Annotated in this window: 16 protein-coding genes; 11 read left to right on the forward strand and 5 right to left on the reverse strand. The window is 69.5% G+C overall.

Annotated features, from left to right (window positions below; genetic code table 11):
* Window positions 1-167: 167 nt before the first annotated feature.
* The 5 genes from MTF65_RS30560 to MTF65_RS27070 all read right to left on the reverse strand — a co-directional run bounded on the left by MTF65_RS30560 (window position 168) and on the right by MTF65_RS27070 (window position 3,692).
* Window positions 168-644, reverse strand: a complete 477-nt coding sequence (locus MTF65_RS30560) for a group II truncated hemoglobin (RefSeq protein ID WP_308407231.1) — start codon at window positions 642-644, stop codon at window positions 168-170.
* Window positions 641-970, reverse strand: a complete 330-nt coding sequence (locus MTF65_RS30565; protein WP_308407232.1) for an antibiotic biosynthesis monooxygenase family protein — start codon at window positions 968-970, stop codon at window positions 641-643. The genes MTF65_RS30560 and MTF65_RS30565 overlap by 4 nt, the downstream gene beginning before the upstream one ends.
* 78 nt (window positions 971-1,048) lie before the next feature.
* Entirely contained in the window at window positions 1,049-1,561 is a 513-nt protein-coding gene (locus tag MTF65_RS27060; protein WP_243631587.1) for a hypothetical protein, read from the reverse strand.
* Between the two features lie 68 nt (window positions 1,562-1,629).
* Window positions 1,630-3,372 carry an FAD-dependent oxidoreductase gene (locus tag MTF65_RS27065; RefSeq protein ID WP_243631588.1) on the reverse strand — a complete coding sequence of 581 codons (1,743 nt, stop codon included), beginning with the start codon at window positions 3,370-3,372 and terminating at the stop codon, window positions 1,630-1,632.
* A 53-nt stretch (window positions 3,373-3,425) separates the two neighbouring features.
* A complete protein-coding gene (locus tag MTF65_RS27070) occupies window positions 3,426-3,692 on the reverse strand; it encodes a UBP-type zinc finger domain-containing protein (protein WP_407077171.1) in 267 nt (88 codons plus the stop codon).
* A gap of 280 nt (window positions 3,693-3,972) precedes the next feature.
* On the opposite strand from MTF65_RS27070, the gene MTF65_RS27075 reads away from it, so the two are divergent.
* Genes MTF65_RS27075 through glgX form a run of 11 tightly spaced genes read left to right on the forward strand, consistent with a single transcriptional unit; the run spans window position 3,973 to window position 14,870 of the window.
* Complete coding sequence (locus MTF65_RS27075) at window positions 3,973-4,797, forward strand: type 1 glutamine amidotransferase domain-containing protein (RefSeq protein ID WP_243631590.1); 825 nt, start codon at window positions 3,973-3,975, stop codon at window positions 4,795-4,797.
* A gap of 42 nt (window positions 4,798-4,839) precedes the next feature.
* Window positions 4,840-6,495: a thiamine pyrophosphate-binding protein gene (locus MTF65_RS27080; RefSeq protein WP_243631591.1), complete on the forward strand. Its 1,656-nt coding sequence runs from the start codon at window positions 4,840-4,842 to the stop codon at window positions 6,493-6,495.
* A gap of 39 nt (window positions 6,496-6,534) precedes the next feature.
* Window positions 6,535-6,966, forward strand: coding sequence for a nuclear transport factor 2 family protein (locus MTF65_RS27085; RefSeq protein ID WP_243631592.1), 432 nt, complete (start codon window positions 6,535-6,537; stop codon window positions 6,964-6,966).
* Between the two features lie 23 nt (window positions 6,967-6,989).
* Window positions 6,990-7,445 (forward strand): nuclear transport factor 2 family protein, encoded by a 456-nt coding sequence (locus tag MTF65_RS27090; RefSeq protein ID WP_243631593.1) that lies wholly within the window; start codon window positions 6,990-6,992, stop codon window positions 7,443-7,445.
* 13 nt (window positions 7,446-7,458) lie between these two features.
* On the forward strand, window positions 7,459-7,839 hold the full coding sequence (locus MTF65_RS27095) for a nuclear transport factor 2 family protein (RefSeq protein WP_243631594.1): 381 nt from the start codon (window positions 7,459-7,461) through the stop codon (window positions 7,837-7,839).
* Window positions 7,840-7,852: 13 nt separating this feature from the next.
* On the forward strand, window positions 7,853-9,481 hold the full coding sequence (locus tag MTF65_RS30570; protein ID WP_243631595.1) for a GMC family oxidoreductase: 1,629 nt from the start codon (window positions 7,853-7,855) through the stop codon (window positions 9,479-9,481).
* Window positions 9,474-10,085, forward strand: coding sequence for a DJ-1/PfpI family protein (locus MTF65_RS27105; protein ID WP_243631596.1), 612 nt, complete (start codon window positions 9,474-9,476; stop codon window positions 10,083-10,085). The genes MTF65_RS30570 and MTF65_RS27105 overlap by 8 nt, the downstream gene beginning before the upstream one ends.
* Window positions 10,085-10,516 carry a VOC family protein gene (locus tag MTF65_RS27110; RefSeq protein WP_243631597.1) on the forward strand — a complete coding sequence of 144 codons (432 nt, stop codon included), beginning with the start codon at window positions 10,085-10,087 and terminating at the stop codon, window positions 10,514-10,516. Before MTF65_RS27105 ends, MTF65_RS27110 begins: the two co-directional genes overlap by 1 nt.
* 1 nt (window position 10,517) lies before the next feature.
* Window positions 10,518-12,338: an AGE family epimerase/isomerase gene (locus tag MTF65_RS27115; RefSeq protein WP_243631598.1), complete on the forward strand. Its 1,821-nt coding sequence runs from the start codon at window positions 10,518-10,520 to the stop codon at window positions 12,336-12,338.
* 37 nt (window positions 12,339-12,375) lie between these two features.
* The gene (locus MTF65_RS27120; protein ID WP_243631599.1) at window positions 12,376-12,726 is read left to right on the forward strand and encodes an STAS domain-containing protein; all 351 of its coding nucleotides are present in this window, start codon (window positions 12,376-12,378) and stop codon (window positions 12,724-12,726) included.
* On the forward strand, window positions 12,723-14,870 hold the full coding sequence (glgX, locus tag MTF65_RS27125; protein WP_243631600.1) for a glycogen debranching protein GlgX: 2,148 nt from the start codon (window positions 12,723-12,725) through the stop codon (window positions 14,868-14,870). Before MTF65_RS27120 ends, glgX begins: the two co-directional genes overlap by 4 nt.
* Window positions 14,871-14,881 lie beyond the last annotated feature (11 nt).

Consider the following 14,881-nt stretch of genomic DNA (forward strand, 5'->3'; position numbering starts at 1 on the left):
GAGCGAACCCGCGCCGGCTGTGCCGTATCCGTACCGGCAGGACGGAACCTTCTTCGGGAACTTCGAGAAGGCGCTGCCGCAGCGTGAGCGCGGCTACTACCCGACCCGCCTTGGCGATCGTGCTGGACGAGGGGCAGGGTGACGGGTGACCCCTGCCCCCGTCGGGGTCAGCTCTTCGGGATCCAGGGAGGGGTCTGGCCCCAGGACCACACGGGGATCTTGGCCGCGTCCACCGGGGGCGGGTTGGGGCCCGAGTAGATCAGGGCCATGCGGGTGCCCCACTCGATGTAGTAGATGAAGACCGCGCGGAACTCCGGATCCGTCGGGAGTCCGACCTCGTCGGCCGTGTCCAGGAGCAGGTCCACCCAGCGGCGGCGCTGCTTCTCGGTGATGGCGCGGCCCAGGTGCTTGGTGGCCATGTGCTGGTGGCCGCCGTGGTGTGCCGTGTAGTCCGACGGGCCGCCGAAGACCTCCGACAGCCACACCGCGACGTGCTGGGGGTGCTCGGCGTCCATGCCCGCGAAGACGGGGGCCAGGATCTCGTCCCGCAGGGCGTGGGCGTAGAAGGCGTCCGTGAGGCGGCGCATCGCCTCGGCACCGCCCATCCACTCGTAGATGGTGGGGGTGTTGGGCGTGGTGCTCATGAGTCGGCGCTGGCCTTTCCCGTGCCGGCCACCGCGGTCGGGAGGTAGTGCTGCATCTCCTCGATGGCCGTCACGTACGGGCGGATCGCGCTGAAGAACGCCGGGAAGTGCTCACCCTTGCGGAAGCCGTTGAGGTGGGCGTCGATCGAGGTCCAGCGGATGCGGAGGATGTAGCGCTCGGCCTCCTCCGAGCAGCGTGTCAGCTCGTAGTCGATGCACTCGGGCGAGGCGGCCAGGGCCTCGGCGGCCCGGCCGTACGCGTCCTCGAAGGCCTGCTGGTCGTCCAATGCGATCCGGTAGCGGATGTATTCGACGGTGGTGGTCATGGTGTGAGTGCCTCTCCCTGGGATCAGGTGGTCCCGGCTACCCTTCCGGGATCATGGCGGTTCCCGCGACGGTTTTACCTATTCGTCCTCGGACTTCATGGAGTCGGCGTCGGATTCCGTGACGTCCGGGCCCTGGGCGCGGACCTGCTGGACCTTGTCGAGGGAGTCCCGCAGGTCGGCGAGCCAGGCGTCGGTGTTGCGCCCGACGAGGCGGACGCACCACGCGAGGGCGTCGGCCCGGCTGCGCGCGACGCCGCCCGCGACCAGGGTGTCGAGCACCTGGCGTTCGGACTGGCGCAGCCGGGTCATGACCGGGACCGCGAGGTGGGTGAACAGGACGCGGTCGTCGCCCGACTGGACGCCCCACGCGACCTTGCGGCGGTAGAGCTCCTCGGCCTCGCGGGCGACCTCGATGCGCTGCTCGCGGGTGCGTTCGCGGAACTCCTTGACCGACTCGGTCGCCGGGATGGTGCCGACGACCGTGATCTCCTCGCGGTCCACCGTGACCGAGACGAGGGACTCGTAGACGTCCACCGGCAGACGCTCGGCGAACCATGTGCGGAGCTGTTCGCTCTGTTCGGCTGTAATCATGTAATCAACGTTGCATCCGCCCTTGCCTTGATCGCAAGCTTCCGGCCCTCGGGAATGTCGCGGCGCTCTCAGCCCATCGAGCGGTAGCGGTGGATCAGGGAGACCGCCATCGCGCCCTCACCCACGCCCGAGGCCACGCGTTTGACCGAGTGGGCCCGTACGTCGCCCGCCGCGAAGACGCCGGGAACGCTCGTCTCCAAGGGGTAGGGGGCGCGTTCGAGGCTCCATTCGGCCGGCAGTTCACCGCCGTTCGAGATCAGGTCGGACCCGGTGAGGACGAAGCCGTGGTCATCGCGCTCCACGACCCCCGAGAGCCAGTCCGTGTGCGGGCGGGCGCCGATGAACGTGAACATGAAGCGGGCCGGGATCTCGGTGTCCTCGCCCGTCCGCGCGTCGTGGAGGGTGAGCCGCTCCAGGTGCTCCTCGCCGTGCAGCCGCACCACCGTCGTGCGGACCTTGACCTCGATGTTCGGGGTGCGGTCGATCTCGTCGATCAGGTAGCGGGACATGCTCGCGTCCAGGGACTCCGCGCGGACCAGGATCGTCACGCGGGCCGCGTACTTGGCGAAGTGCACCGCCGCCTGGCCGGCCGAGTTGGCGCCGCCCACGATGAACACGTGCTGCGAGATGCAGGCCGAGCTCTCCGTCGTGGCCGCCCCGTAGTACAGCCCGGCCCCCTCGAAGCGGTCCGCGCCGGGGGCTTCCAGCCGGTTGTACGAGACCCCCGTGGCCAGCAGGACCGTCTCCGCGCTGATCTCCGTACCGTCCGCCATGGTCAGGATCTTCGCCGGATCGTCCCGGGTCAGCGAGACCACCTCCACCGGGTGCAGGATCTCGGCGCCGAAGCGGGAGGCCTGGATGGTGGCCCGGCGGGTGAGGTCCCCGCCCGAGAGCCCCGACGGGAAGCCGAGGTAGTTCTCGATCAGGCTGGAGGTGCCGGCCTGGCCGCCCGGGGCGCGGGAGTCCAGCATGAGGGTCGAGAGCCCCTCCGAGGCCGCGTACACCCCGGCCGCCAGGCCCGCCGGCCCCGCGCCGACGATGACGCACTCGTAGTGCGGGCGGGAGGCGGTGGTGGACAGGCCCAGGCGCCGCGCGAGCTCGGTGTCGCTCGGGGCGGAGATCACCGCTCCGTCCGGGAAGCGGACGAGCGGGAGCGCCGCGTCGGGCTGGGCGGCGATCAGGGTCAGCGCCTCGGGGTCCCGCTCGACGTTGAGGAAGCGGAACGGCTGGCCGTTGCGGGTGAAGAAGTCCCGCACGGCGTGGGTGCCGGGGGAGACGAGGTGGCCGGCGACGATGATCCCGTCGTAGGCGGGGCGGTAGGTGGCCAGCCAGTCCGACAACAGGTCGTCCAGGACCGGGAACAGCCGCTCGTGCGGCGGGTCCCAGGGTTTGAGCAGGTAGTAGTCCAGCCGGACCCGGTTGATGGCGGTGATCGCCGCGTCCGTCTCCGCGTAGGCGGTCAGCAGGACCCGGCGGGCGTCCGGGAAGCGGCTCACCGCTTCGAGCAGGAACTCGACGCCGGTGACGTCGGGCATCCGCTGGTCGACGAGGAACAGGGCCGGGTCGTGGCCGCGTTCGTCGAGGGAGTCCAGGATCTTCAGGGCGTCGGCGGCCGAGGAGGCGCCGAGGACCCGGTAGCGGTCTCCGTAGGCGCTGCGCAGGTCGCGGCGGACGGCGCGCAGCACCTGCGGGTCGTCGTCCACGGCCAGGATGACGGGCTTGCGGTTCTCCGCGCGCTCGGCGGCGGCCCCCGGGCCGTGCGCGGCGGTGGCGGTGCCCGTGGTACCCGTGGTCGCGGCGGCGGTCCCCATGGTTGAGGTGGTGGAGGTAGCCGCGGTCGCCGGAGCGTTCTCCGGGGCCGCGCTCACGCCGGGTCCAGCATCAGCTTGTCGGCGTAGCACCAGGCCCAGTCCTCACCGGGCTCGTGCGAGGCCGCGATGGGGTGCTCGGTGGTGCGGTAGTGCCGGGTGGCGTGACGGTTCTTCGAGGAGTCGCAGCACCCGACGTGCCCGCAGCTGAGGCACATCCGCAGATGCACCCAGCCGTCTCCGAGAACCAGGCACTCCTCGCAGCCCTCGGTGCCGGGCTTCACCGGACGTATCTGATCGATGTGTGTGCACAACAGGTCCATCGTCATCGTCCCCGTCCCTCTCCTCGCGCACTCGTGCCTCGCGCGTCAGTGATTCACGACGCGTCCAGACCATAAGACGGGACCCCCGCGACGGTTCATCGATTCGGCCGAAGTCAGGGAGTCCGGAGGCGACTTCTTGATGTCGGCGGACTACTACCTGAGGTGCTCCGACGACATGGCCTCCTACCTCACGAAGTCGCGTACGGGCGCTTTGACGCAGGCCCTGGGCGCACGCAGTGTGGGGGACGCCAACGACAACAGGCGGCGCCTGGAGGAATCTGTGAGCAGAAAGATTCTGGTCATTGTCTCCGAACACGGTTACTGGGCCGAAGAACTGATAGGGCCCGTATCGCAGTTCGACGAGCGGGGCTACGAGATCGTATTCGCCACGCCGACCGGAAAGCGCGCGCACGCACTTCCGCCGAGCCTTGACGCGAACTACATCGACCCCCCGCTGGGACGCTCGGTCACGACCGAGGAAAACGCCCGGCTGGGCCGCGAGTTCGAGCAGTCGAGCCGGCTGGACTCGCCGCTCGACATCGAGGCATGGGTGCCCGAGCGCCCGTACACGAGCGACGAGGGCTATCTGCGCAAGCTGGAGCAGTACCACCGCGATCTGGACAAGCTCGACGCCGACATCGCGGACTACGACGCGATCCTCATCGTCGGCGGCAGCGGCCCGATCGCCGACCTCGCCAACAACGAGCGGGTCCACGCCCTGATCCTGGCCTTCAAGAAGGCCGGCAAGGTGGTGGCGGCCGAGTGCTACGGCGTCGCGTGCCTGGCCTTCGCCCGGGACTGGAGCGACCGCAAGAGCATCATCTGGGGCAAGCACGTCACGGGCCACTGCAAGGAGTACGACTACAAGGACGGCACCGGATTCCTCGGTACCGATTTCAACATGGGCCCGCCGCCGTATCCGCTGGAGTACATCCTGCGCGACGCGACCGGACCGCGCGGCGCGTATCACGGAAACTTCGGCAAGCCGGTGTCCGTGATCGTGGACTTCCCCTTCGTGACCGGGCGTTCGACCCCGGACTCGTACCTCACGGGACAGAAGATCGTGGAAGTCCTGGAGGACGGTCTCACCCGATACGGCTGGTAGGGGTAATAGTCCGGAAACTCCTGGGAGAGAAGGGGGAGTTCAATGAGTTCCGAAGCCACTCCCGGACGGGAAAGGCTGATCGAGCAGTTCAAGGCCGACGGCCTGAATGTGATGTTCGGAAATCCGGGGACCGTGGAACAGGGATTTCTCGACGCGGTGGACGCGGCGGAGGACTTCCAGTACATCCTCGCCCTCCAGGAGACCGTGGCCGCCGGCATCGCCGACGGCTACGCCCGGGCCACCGGCGGCGCGGCCCTGCTCCAGCTGCACTCCGGAGTGGGGCTGGGCAACGGCATCGGCATGCTCTACCAGTCGCTGCGCGGCCACACCCCGCTCGTCGTGGTCGCCGGCGACGCCGGGGTGCGCTACGACGCCATGGACGCGCAGATGGCGTCCGACCTGGTGGCGATGGCCAAGCCGGTGACGAAGTACGCGACCCGGGTCACCGATCCGCGGTCCGTGCTCCGCACCATCCGCCGGGCGGTGAAGATCGCCCTGACCCCGCCGCGCGGCCCGGTGTTCGTGGCGCTGCCGATGGACGTGCTGGACGAGCTCAACTCCGAGCCCGTACTGCCCGCCGTCGTGCCGCTCACGGACGTCGCGCCCTCGCCGGCCTCGGTGGGGCGGGCGGCCGAGCTGCTGGCCCGCGCCGAGCGGCCGGTCGTCCTCATCGGGGACGGGGTCTCGCTCTCCGGGGCGCAGGCCGAACTCGCGGCCGTCGCCGAGCTGCTGGGCGCGGACGTGTACGAGGTGGACTCCTCCGAGGTGAACATCGCGGCCTCCCACCCGCTGCGCCGCGGCCAGACGGGCCACATGTTCGGCCCGCACAGCAAGGAGCTCGTGGGCGAAGCCGACGGGGTGCTGATCGTCGGCACCTATGTCTTCCCGGAGGTGTTCCCCGAACTGGAGAGCCCCTTCCGGGCGGACGCGAAGGTCGTCCACATCGACCTCAACGCGTACGAGATCGCCAAGAACCACCCGGTGGACCTGGGCCTGGCCGCCGACCCCAAGCAGGCGCTGCGCGCGCTGGCCGGCGTACTCGAACGCCTGCTGACCCCGCAGCGGCGGGCGGCGGCCGCCGCCCGGCTGGACGCACGGTCCCGGGAGCGGGCCCGCGCCGCCTCGACAGCGCGAGAAGCCGACGAGACCGACGGCACGCCGATGGCCGTCTTCCTGCGGACCCTGGCCGAGCGGACCGGGGGCGATCTCATCGTCTTCGACGAGGCGCTGACCACCTCCCCGCTGGTCACGAAGCACCTGCCGCCCGAGCGGCCCGGCGACTACCACCTCACCCGGGGCGGTTCGCTGGGCGTGGGCTTCCCGGGCGCGGTCGGCGCCCAGCTCGCCCATCCGGACCGGCTCGTCGTCGGATTCGCGGGCGACGGCGGCTCGATGTACACGTACCAGGCGCTGTGGACCGCGGCCCGGCACGGGATCAACGCCAAGTTCGTGGTCTGCAACAACCGCAAGTACCGGCTGCTCGACGACAACATCGCCCAGTACTGGCGGGAGCGGGAGATCCCGGAGCACGGCTTCCCGGGCTCCTTCGACCTCTCGCACCCCGAGATCGACTTCGCCGCGCTGGCGCGCTCGCTCGGCGCCGGCGGGATCCGCGTGGAGAAGCCGGACGAGGCGGTCGCCGCCGTGGGCCGGATGCTGGCCCACCCCGGTCCGTTCCTCGTCGACATCCAGATCTGAGCCACCGCACACCACCCCAGTACGGACAGGAGGAACCGCATGCCCGCCGAACGGCTGACCGAGGACGCGATCCGCAGCTTCGCCGAGAACTGGTACGTGGCCCTGGACCAGCACGTACCCCTGGACCAGGTGCTCGCCCTCATCACCGAGGACCTGGAGTTCAAGGTCCCCGAGGACACCTTCCTCGGACACCAGGGCTTCGGCCGCTGGTACGCGGCCGTGACCAGCCGGTTCTTCGACGAGGTGCACACGGTCACGAAGGTGGAGCCCGTCATCGAGGGCGACCGGGCCATCGTCCGGGTGCTCGTCAACTGGCAGGCCAAGATCTGGGATCCGCCCGCCGCCCGCAGCGAGTGGCTCGGCTTCGACGCCGACCAGACCTGGACGGTGGTGGCCGGCCCCGACGGGCCGCTGATCAAGCAGTACACCGTCAACGACCTGGCTCCGATGCCCGGTTCCGGCTCCCTCTGAGCGCCGGCGAAGGAGAAGCGACGATGACCGAAGTGACACGGGAGCGGGTCGAGGCGGCCTACGCCGCCCTCGGCTCCGGCGACCGCGCGCGCATCCTGGAGTACTACTCCGAGGACCTGCGCTGGCTGGTTCCGGGCAACCATCCGCTGGCCGGCTGGTACGAGAGCCTGGACGCCTTCCTGGAGCTGATGGGCCAGACCCACAAGCTCACCGGGGGCACCTTCCGGATGGACATCCAGGCGGTCCTCGTCGGTGAGGACTGCAGCGCCGACCTGTGCCGCAACATCGCCCTGCGGGACGGCGCGGACCGGGCCAGCCAGTCCCCGTACGAGCGGATGGACTACCCGGTCTTCCACTTCATGCGATGGCGGGACGGCCGGATCGTCGAGGGCCGTGACGGGCTCTTCGGGGACTCGGCGACCGCCTTCAGCCAGTTCTGGGCGCCGTTCGCGCCCGACGGAACCCGCCGGGACCGATAGGGGGAGGAGCGCCATGAGCGCTGTGGACGCACGACAGATCCTTGAGCAGTACTACGAGTACGCCAACGCCGGGGACTGGGACCGCTGGTGCGACCTGTTCGCCGACGACCAGGTCATGGACGAGCAGCTCGCCGGACACATCGAGGGCCTGGAGGTCCTGCGCTCGATGATGAAGGGCATGGGGACGATGTACCGCGTCTTCCAGAACAAGCCCGTGCACTTCCTCGTCGACGGGGAGAAGGCCGCGGCCGTCTCCCACCTCAGCGCCATCAGCGCCTCCGGCGAGGCGATCGAGGCCGAGGTCATGAACTTCTTCCGGATCGTGGACGGAAAGATCGCCTACATGGCGAACTACCACGACACCGCCCCCTTCCAGGTGCTGAGCCAGGGCTGAGGGAGGTCGACTCGTGGCTATCTCCGACGCGGATGAGTACGACTACGTCATCGTGGGATCCGGCACCGCCGGCAGTGTCCTGGCGAACCGCCTCTCCGAGGACCCGGACGTCTCCGTCCTGGTCCTGGAGGCCGGCGGCTCCCGCATCCCGCCCGAGGTGGACGACCCGTCCTCCTGGTACAAGCTGCTCGGCGGGCCCGTCGACTGGGGCTACACCAGCGTCCCGCAGCCCGGTCTCGACGGCCGCCGTACGTACGAACCGCGGGGCAAGGCCCCCGGCGGCAGCAGCAACCTGTACATCATGATGCACATCCGGGGCCACGCCTCGGACTTCGACAACTGGGCCTACCAGGGCGCGGCCGGCTGGGCGCACGAGGACGTGCTCCCGTACTTCGCGCTGCTGGAGGGCCAGGAGGACGCGACCGCCGCCACCACCGGCACCCGCGGCCCGCAGCGGATCACGCACGCCGGACGGCACGGCCCCAACCCGGCCTCCCGCGCCTTCATCGACGCGGCCGTCGAGCTCGGCCACGAGGAGATCGAGGACTTCAACACCGACGGCCCGCGCCGCGGGCTCTTCGGCACCGGCTGGCACCACATCGACGTGGCCGACGGCCGCCGCCAGGGCGTCCTCGCCGCCTACCTGGAGCCGGCGCTCGACCGCGCCAACCTGACCCTGCGCACCAGCGCGCAGAGCACCCGGCTGCTCTTCGACGGGGACACCTGCACGGGCGTCGAGTACGTCCAGCTCCAGGCCCCCGCCGCGCTTTCGGGCAGGGACGTCCCGGGCCGGACCGTCCGCGACGGCCACAGCAGCACCGCCGAGCCCGGACCGCACACCGTACGGGCCCGCCGGGAGGTGATCGTGGCCGCCGGGGCGATCGAGTCGCCGAAGCTGCTGCTGCTCTCCGGCATCGGCCACCCCGAGCAGCTGCGGCAGCACGGCATCGAGGTCACCGCCGCGCTGCCCGGCGTCGGCGAGAACTTCCACAACCACGTCCTGACCGGGCTGATGGCCGAGGTCACCCAGGAACTCCCGCCGCCGGCGCAGAACCTGTCGGAGAGCGCGCTGTTCCTGTCCTCCCGGCCCGGACTGCCCGCGCCGGACCTCCAGATCGCGTTCGTGCACGTCCCGTTCGACGTGATCGTCGGCCAGGACCACCCGAACACGGTGTCCATCCTGCCCGGAGTCGTACGGCCGGTCTCCCGCGGCTGGATCAAGCTGGCCAGCGCCGACCCGCTGGCCCACCCGCTGATCAACCCGAACTACCTGGGTGACCGGTGGGACCTGGAGCGGATGGTGCAGGGCGTCAAGCTCGCCCGGGAGATCTTCGCGACCTCCGCCTTCTCGCCCCTGTACAAGCAGGAGCTCCAGCCCGGGCCCGACCACGTCACGGACGACGAGCTGCGGACCTTCGTCAAGCAGAAGTCCGAGAGCTACCACCACCAGGCCGGCTCCTGCCGCATGGGCATCGACGACCTCTCCGTGGTCGATCCCGAGCTGCGGGTGCACGGCGTACGGAACCTGCGCGTCGTCGACGCCAGCGTGATGCCCGCCGTTCCGTCGGGCAACTGCCACGCCGCCATCGCGATGATCGCCGAGCGCGCGGCCGACTTCGTGAAGGGGGTTTCCCGTGCCTGACGTCGTGCTGCGCGAGGGAGCGCTCTCGGGGACCCGGATCGCGGTCCTGGTCGAGAGCGACTTCTACGAGCCGGAGATCTTCTACTACCAGCACCGGTTCGCCGAGGAGGGCGCCGAGGTCGACTTCCTGACCCGGCTGTGGGGCAACGACTCCGTCACCTTCTCCGGCCACGAGTACCGGGCGCCGTTCACCGCCAGCCAGTCCCTGGAGGGGCTGAGCGACGACGAGCTGCGCCGGTACGCGGCGATCATCGTGCCCTCGGGCATGGTGGCCGACCGGCTGCGCTACACCGAGGACGTGGACCAGCTGGCGCCGGCGACGGAGCTGCTGCGCCGGGCCTTCGAGGAGCCGACGGTCCTCAAGGGCATCATCTGCCACGGCATGTGGCTGGCCTCCTCGATCCCGGGCAAGGTGCGCGGCCGCAAGGTGGTGTGCCACAACAACCTCATCGGTGACGTCCGGAACATGGGCGCCCAGTACGTGGACGAGGATGTGGTGGTCGACGGGGACCTGGTCACCGGCCGCACCGGCGCGCACCACCACCTGTTCGCCCGCCGCATCATCGACCTGATCGCGGCGGGGCGGGGCCGGGGGACCGGCTGATGGGGCCGATGGTCTGGTCGCACGTGGGCCTGAACTGCACGGACCAGAAGACCACCGAGGACTTCTACACCCGGTACTTCGGCTTCACCCGGGCCCGGGTGGTCGACCTCGGGGAGGCCCGGATCGTGTTCCTGCGCAAGGGGGACGCGTACCTGGAGCTCTTCGCGGCCGGCGCCGAACCGGCGCGGGAGGCGAACGACGACGGGCCGCAGGCCCCCGGCCGGATGCGCCACCTGGCCTTCCAGACCGACAGCGTGGACGCGTTCCTGGCATCGCTGGGCGACGCGGCCGAAGTGACCCTGGGGCCGTTGGACTTCGACGACTTCATCTGCGGGTGGCGGACCGTGTGGGTCCGTGATCCCGACGGGGTGATCGTCGAGGTCAGCCAGGGATTCGAGGACGACCGCTCACACGACAAGGACGGTGCATGACATGGCGGACGCCGTGAGCTTCTCCTTCTCCGACACGATCGCGGGCTACGTCGTCCGCTTCGACTCCGCGACCCGGCTGCTGCGGCTGAAGACCTCGGACGGCCGCGAGTTCGACGTCTCGCTGGCCGGGGACCCGAGCGCCGAGCTGGTCCGCAACCTCGACGAGCCGTACATCGACGCCTCCGGGCACATCGACGAGATGCTCTCGCCCGGCCGGTTCCTCTTCGTCTACGGCGTCCACTACCCGGAGCAGGGCGGCCGCTACGAGGCCAAGCGCCTGGTGTTCCTGGGCCGCGGCGCGGAGGACTACCGGTTCGAGGAAGCGAGCTGGTGGGTCAAGCAGATCGAGTCGCTGGCCGACTTCTACAAGCGGGCGCAGTTCGGTGAGGGGCCGGTGGACTTCACCCAGTACCGCACCGAGATCCGGCTCGGCGGCGACAAGACCGCCAGCCACGTCCAGGAGACCGACACGATCTCCCGCCTGGTCTACGGCATGGCCTCCGCCTACCTGCTGACCGGCAAGGACGAGTACCTGGAGGTCGCCGAGCGCGGCACCGAGTACCTGCGCAAGCACATGCGGGTCGTGGACGGCGAGGAGGACGTGGTCTTCTGGTACCACGGCATCAGCGTCGACGGGGACAGCGAGCGCAAGCTGTTCACCTCGGAGTTCTCCGACGACTACGACGCGATCCCGATGTACGAGCAGATCTACGCGCTCGCCGGCCCCATCCAGACGTACCGGATCACCGGTGACATCCGGATCAAGAACGACGCGGACGCCACCATCCGGCTGTTCGACAAGTTCTTCAAGGACGAGGAGCAGGGCGGCTACTACTCGCACATCGACCCGATCCTGTTCAGCCCGGACCACGAGTCCCTCGGCGAGAACGCCGAGCGCAAGAACTGGAACTCGGTCGGCGACCACGCGCCCGCGTACCTGATCAACCTGTACCTGGCGACCGGCGAACAGAGGTACGCCGACTTCCTGGAGTACACCTTCGACACCATCGCGGACAAGTTCCCGGACTACAAGAACAGCCCCTTCGTCCAGGAGCGCTTCTTCCGCGACTGGTCGCACGACACCGCGCACAGCTGGCAGCAGAACCGGGCGGTGGTCGGCCACAACCTGAAGATCGCCTGGAACCTGATGCGCATGAACTCCCTGAAGGCCAAGCCGGCCTACGAGGAGCTCGCCCGCAAGATCGGCGAGATCATGCCGGCCGTCGGCAGCGACCAGCAGCGCGGCGGCTGGTACGACGTGGTCGAGCGGATCAAGACCGGCGACGCGGAGACGTATCGTTTCGCCTGGCACGACCGCAAGGCCTGGTGGCAGCAGGAGCAGGCGATCCTCGCCTACCTCATCCTGAAGGGCACCGTCGGCGGCGAGGACTTCCTGAAGGAGGCCCGCCAGGCGGAGGCCTTCTACAACACCTTCTTCCTCGACCACGATGAGGGAGCCGTCTACTTCAACGTGCTCGCCAGCGGTACGCCGTACCTGCTCGGCACCGAGCGGCTCAAGGGCAGCCACTCGATGTCCATGTACCACTCGGCGGAGCTCTGCTACCTCTCCGCCGTCTACAACAACCTGCTCATCAACGGCCGGGAGATGGACTTCCACTTCCAGCCCGACCCGACCAACCTGCCCGACCGCGTGCTGCGCGTCTCGCCCGACCTGCTTCCCGCGGGCTCGGTCCAGGTCGCGTCCGTCGAGATCGACGAGAAGCCGTGGACGGACTTCGACGCGGACGGCCTCACGGTCCGGCTGCCCGACGTCCAGGGACGGGTCAAGGTCAAGGTCCGGCTGCGGCCGGCGGCCAAGTAAAGCCCAACGGGGGGCGCCCCAAAAAGAGGGGAACATCATGACTCTCAACCTGAAGGAACGCCGGAACAAGGCGGGCACCGTGCTCGTCGCCACCGGTGAGATCAACAGCGAGACCTCCGGATCGCTGCTCCAGACCCTGCTGCCGCTGGTCCGCGAGGGCCGGCCGCTGCGCATCGACCTCACGGCCGTCACCTATGTGTCGAGCGCGGGCCTGCGGACCCTGCTCGTCGTCTACCGCGAGGCCCAGCACGCCGGGGTCGCCGTCACCCTCTACGGGGTGAGCGAGGAAGTCCGGTTCGTCATGTCGGCCACCGGCTTCCTCGACTTCTTCGAGACCGGTGAGGCCGCCGCGGCCGAGGCCAAGGCCAAGGCACGGTCCGCGCGATGACCGAGTCCCAGTCCGAGCAGGTCCTGCGCATCGACGCGTACCCGACCCACGAGGTGGGCGGGTACCGCGTCCGCGCCGGCAAACCGTTCCCCTTCGGGGCCAACGTGGTCCCCGGCGGGGTCAGCTTCTCCGTCTTCTCCGACCAGGCCACCTCCATGACCCTGGTCATCTACAAGCGCGGAGAGCCCGAGCCGATGGCCGAGCTGGAATTCCCCGAGGAATTCCGCACCGGCAGCGTCTTCGCCATGACGGTCTTCGGCCTCGACCACGAGAACATCGAGTACGGCTACCGGGCCGACGGACCCTTCGACCCGGCCATCGGCCACCGCTTCGACGCCCGGCAGGTTCTCTCCGACCCCTACGCGCGGCTGATCTCCGGCCGCGACGTCTGGGGCGTGGAGCCGGACCGCAGCCTCGGCTACCAGTACCGCTCCCGCGTCTGCCTCCAGGACTTCGACTGGGGCGACGACACGCCGCTGCGGCTCCCTGCCGAGGACCTCATCGTGTACGAGGCCCACGTGCGCGGCTTCACCCGGCACCCTTCCTCGGGCGTCACCGCGCCCGGCACCTTCGCGGGGCTGCGGGAGAAGATCCCGTACCTGAAGGAACTCGGGGTGAACTGCATCGAGCTCCTCCCCGTGTTCGAGTTCGACGAGAGCGACAACCCGCGGACCAACCCGGAGACCGGCGAGAAGCTCTACGACTACTGGGGCTACAACACCGTCGCGTTCTTCGCGCCCAAGGCCGGCTACGCGGCCACCGGACGCTACGGGATGCAGGGCGACGAGTTCCGCACCCTGATCAAGGACCTGCACGCCGCCGGCATCGAGGTCATCCTCGACGTCGTCTTCAACCACACCGCCGAGGGCAACGAGCAGGGCCCGACGATCTCCTTCAAGGGCCTCGACAACGCCACGTACTACATGCTCACGCCCGAGGGGTACTACTTCAACTTCAGCGGCACGGGCAACACCGTCAACTGCAACCACCCCGTCGTGCGCAACTACGTGCTCGACTGCCTGCGCCACTGGGTCGCCGACTACCACATCGACGGCTTCCGCTTCGACCTCGCGGCCATCCTCGGCCGGGACCTGGACGGCACGCCGCTGCCCAACCCGCCGCTGCTGGAGCTGCTCGCCTACGATCCCGTGCTGCGGCACACCAAGCTCATCGCCGAGGCGTGGGACGCGGGCGGCCTCTACGAGGTCGGCAACTTCCCGGCGTACGGCCGCTGGGCGGAGTGGAACGGGAAGTACCGCGACACCGTGCGCAGCTTCATCAAGGGAGACCCGGGGCTCACCGGGGAACTCGCCACCCGGATCGCCGGCTCGCCCGACCTGTACTCCGGCCGCGGCACCTCGGCGTCGGTCAACTTCCTGACCGCCCACGACGGTTTCACCCTGGCCGACCTGGTCTCGTACAACGACAAGCACAACGAGGCCAACGGCGAGGGCAACAACGACGGCGGGAACGACAACGCCAGCTGGAACTGCGGGGCGGAGGGGCCGACCGACGACCCCGAGGTCAACGCGCTGCGGCTGCGGCAGATGAAGAACGCCCTCGCCATCCTCTTCACCAGCCAGGGCATCCCGATGCTGCTGGCCGGAGACGAGGTCGCGCGGACCCAGCAGGGCAACAACAACACGTACTGCCAGGACAACGAGCTGTCCTGGTTCGACTGGGACCAGGTCGGGGACAACGCCGAACTGCTCCGGTTCACGCGGGAGATGATCGCCTTCCGCAAGCACCACCGCGAGCTGCGCTCCACCGCCCACCCCACCGGCCGGCTCCGGGACAGCCTCGGGCTGCCGGACATCAGCTGGCACGGGGAGCGGGCCTGGCAGCCCGACTGGTCGGCCGAGAGCCGGCTGCTGGCGGTGGCCCGCTGCGGCACCGGCGACGACGACGTGGTGTACGTGGCCATGAACGCGCACTGGGAGTCGCACGACCTGGAACTGCCCGCCCTGCCGGGCGGGCGGAGCTGGCACCTGTTCGCCGACACCGGGGCCGAGGGACCGTACGACATCCGCACCCCCGGTGCGGAGCAGGAGCTGGACAACGCCGGCAAGTACCTCATCGGCCCCCGCTCCGTCGTGATCCTGGTGGGCCGCACGAACGATCCCGAGACGACCGGGACGCCCTGACCGAAGGAGAC

Origin of the sequence: Streptomyces sp. APSN-46.1 (genome assembly GCF_022815725.1) — a bacterium.
Classification (GTDB): domain Bacteria; phylum Actinomycetota; class Actinomycetes; order Streptomycetales; family Streptomycetaceae; genus Streptomyces.